The 3388-nt window shown below is 64.5% G+C and carries 3 protein-coding genes; 1 reads left to right on the top strand and 2 read right to left on the bottom strand.

Going from position 1 to position 3388, the window contains the following annotated elements; genetic code table 11:
* Nucleotides 1–282: 282 nt before the first annotated feature.
* Complete coding sequence (locus tag G6030_RS13620; RefSeq protein WP_206680913.1) at nucleotides 283–1491, top strand: alpha/beta hydrolase; 1209 nt, start codon at nucleotides 283–285, stop codon at nucleotides 1489–1491.
* Between the two features lie 28 nt (nucleotides 1492–1519).
* On the opposite strand, the gene G6030_RS13615 is transcribed toward G6030_RS13620, so the two are convergent.
* Together G6030_RS13615 and G6030_RS13610 are read right to left on the bottom strand one after the other, a co-directional pair.
* Complete coding sequence (locus G6030_RS13615) at nucleotides 1520–2134, bottom strand: recombinase family protein (protein ID WP_182643493.1); 615 nt, start codon at nucleotides 2132–2134, stop codon at nucleotides 1520–1522.
* A 124-nt stretch (nucleotides 2135–2258) separates the two neighbouring features.
* The coding region (locus tag G6030_RS13610; protein ID WP_182643491.1) for a TniQ family protein at nucleotides 2259–3388 on the bottom strand (1130 nt) is incomplete at its 5' end.

The following is a 3388-nucleotide window of genomic DNA, read 5'->3' as shown; positions in this document are numbered from 1 at the left end:
TCGAAAGACCCTTTCGCCCGGAATCTGTATCGATAGATCCTAGACCCGATGGTAAGACGTTTCATAAATACCGAGTTAGACCCTGTGACACAGCATCGATGGTCGGCGACGTTGTCAGTTTCAGAAGGCCACAGCACTGATTTCACAAGCTGTCTTCACGACGATTCATTGGTGTCAATGTTCGGAGCCGACAGTCCCAGTGTCATAACGCCTCAGTGCTTGCTCTCCGAGGCTCCTTCGCTCTATTCGCGCACGTAGGATTGGGTTATGGAGCGTACCGGCATGGAGAAGCAGGCCCGCAGAATCGTAGGCCAACAAGGTGGCACGATCTTAAGGCCACTCCATCCAGAAAGCGCAGAGAGCTTCGATCTGGCGTATGTCCGCACCGGTCCGCGTACGAAGCTGCCAACTCTTGTCCTGCCGGGTGGTCCCGGGCTTGCCTCAGTCGTGCCGTACCGGTCCTTCCGGAAACTCGCCGCCCGCCGGAACCTCGATCTGCTCATGGTCGAGCACCGCGGTGTCGGCCTGTCCGGTCGGACCGAAGACGGCGCCGCCCTTCCGCGCGAATCGGTCACCATCGAACTAGCGGCCGACGATGTTATCGCAGTTCTCGATGACGTGGGGGCAGAGAAGGCCGTCATCGTCGGATCCTCCTATGGTTCCTACCTCGCCCAGGCCGTAGCGGTACGCCATCCGGACCGAGTGGAAGCTCTCGTTCTGGATTCCGCGATGCTCTCCGTGAAGGGAGACCTGGCGGCAGTGCGCGCACATCGACGCAGTGTCCTCTGGGAGGGTGACTCGCCTGCAAGCGGCCGCGTCGCCGAACTGGTGCGACACCTGGCCGACGCAGGTGAGCCGATGCGCGCTCTTGGTCAAGTCGTGCAGGTGGCATACGAGTTCGCCGGGCCTGAAATCCTCGAACGGCTTCTCCGAGCGAGACTGCGTGGCCGCCTGGGACGGCTCTGGAACGCTCTCACCCGCCTGGGCACCGGCGAGTTGGAGGGCGCGGGCACCCCCTTCTATATGGAACCGGACCCGGTCGCAGGGATCGCTTATGGCCAGCTCGGCTACGGGCTACCCCCGGACGGCGGACCTCTCGACCCGCAACTGACGTTTGCCGAAGCAGCGGTCCGACAGCCTGACTACACCGGGGAACCACTCGACCTCCCCGCAGAGGTGCCCAACTATCGGTGGCCCACTGTCGTGGTCTCGGGCGATCGGGACCTCCGTACGCCCCGACCGATCGCCGAACAGATCGTCGAGTTGGCACCGCAGGGTGTGCTGGTTCCTCTCGCGAACTCCGGACACAGTGCGCTCGACACTCATCAGCTCGCCTTGCTGGACGTCATCCAGGCGACGCTTCACAGGGAGTCAACGCGGTTGCCCATAATGGCGAACCGTATTGCAGCGCTGCCCCGCAAGGGGGCATCAAGACTCGTTGGGACAGTGCTGGCCGTTGCTGTCCGGGCGACGACGCGACCATCGCGCTGACACCCCGGTGGCGCGGGAGTCACCTCGCTCATGCCTTCTTCAATAGCTTTCTTCCGTCTGGCCTTAACTCGCCCGTGGGTGATACGTGGCGGTACAGGGTCTGACGGGTGATGCCGAGTTCTTCGCAGAGCTCGCCGACCTTGGATCCGGGCTGGCCCATGGAGGCCATCGCCAGCCGGACCTTGGCCGGTGTCATCTTGTAGGGGCGCCCGCCCTTGCGTCCCCGCGCCCGCGCCGAGGACAGGCCCGCGATGGTCCGTTCGGAGATCAGTTCCCGCTCGAACTCGGCCAGCGCCGCGAAGATGCCGAAGACGAGTTTTCCGGAGGCCGTGGTGGTGTCGATCGCCGCGCCCTGCCCGGTGAGCACCTTCAGCCCCACACCGCGCTCGGTCAGGTCATGGACAATGTTGACCAAATGCCGCAGGTCCCGCCCCAAGCGGTCGAGTTTCCACAAAAGCAATGTGTCGCCTTCGCGCACCGCTTTCAGACACGCGGCTAGCGCCGGCCGGTCCTCCTTCTTGCCCGAGGCCTGATCCTCATACAGCTGCTGGGGCTCAACCCCGGCGGCGATGAGCGCGTCCCGCTGGAGGTCCGTGGTCTGCGAGCCGTCGGCCTTCGAAACTCGCATATATCCAACCAGCACCGCCGACACCTCCGTCACTTATTCGGTCGTTTACGTGACACGCTCTCGGCTGCATCGCGCTGGAACGTAAGTCGTCACTTAACCCGTCATCTTTTCTAAGTCATGCAAACGGTCTCGTTGGTTCCTATTGTGACAGATGTTCGAGGGGGATCCCGAGTTTCGCGAAGTTGGCGCGGACCTGCTGGATGTACTTCTCGTCGTCGGTGCGGTAGAGCGTGGCCAGATGGAACAGTTTGCGGGCGCTGGCCGGTTCCTGCCGGGCGTCCTCGATGGCGGCGCGCAGTGCCTCATTGATGTCGATCTGGCGTTTCGCTGATACGGCCGTCGCGGTCTGTTGTGGCCGGCCGGGGTCAACAGCGACGCCGGGTTCGGGGAGGAACAGTGCCGCGGCGTCGCCTCGGCCGGTGAGGGAGCCGCTCTCGAGGAGGTCCATGGCGATGGCTGCCGCCTCGAGGGTGCACTCCTGTGTCTGAGGGGACTGCGCTTCGAACGGCCGCCACGTCACTTGGCCGGCCCGGACCGGGTGACCGGCGCGCTGCCACACCTCGCGGCTGATCCCTTGGGCGGCGCCGCAGTCACCCAGGGTGGCTCCGAGCTCATCGACCACAGTGCGTAGCAGCCGGAACCAGATGCCAGCGTGGATGCGGCGGCGTGGGAGATCAACTTGTCCGCTCGTGAACGCCTGCCACGTCCGGGCGTCCATGCGTCGGAGCGCGGAGGACGCCTCCCTCGGTCCGGGCGGACGCCACGGCGAATGCCAACTGTAGTAGGAACCGCGCGGACCATCGTGGTGCTCCAGCCAGCAACCGTGGACGGGGCACGAGAGCATCAGGGGCAACGACCACGTCAATAGGTAGGGGTGCGGCGGTGTCGATTCCAGCACGCACTGCGGGCAGGCCCGGTGGCACCGGTCAGCAGTGCCGGGGACCCAGGCACGCCACGCTTTGACCGTCCGGCGCCGACGTTTGCTCTCCGGCAAGAGCACCGCCAGCTGTCGCGTGTAGGTGAGGAACGTGTCGGGGCCGGGCTCGAGGTCGTCCAGCAGCCACGGGGTGTATCCACTGATGCTCATGCCGTGGAGCCGGTCGGTGCCCATTCCAGTCCGGATCGCCAGCTGTTCAACAAACCCCGGCGGAGGAGCCATATCGAGATCTGTACCGCGGTCGAGGCAGTGGCCAAGGTCGAACGTGAGAACATCGACGTTGATCCCGTACCGGTCGGCGATCCGGTGAAGCCATGAGGTGAGGGCTTCAC

It is taken from the genome of Dietzia sp. E1 (assembly GCF_014145015.1).
Classification (GTDB): Bacteria; Actinomycetota; Actinomycetes; order Mycobacteriales; family Mycobacteriaceae; genus Dietzia; species Dietzia cinnamea_A.
This window is presented reverse-complemented; position numbering and strand designations above follow the sequence as displayed.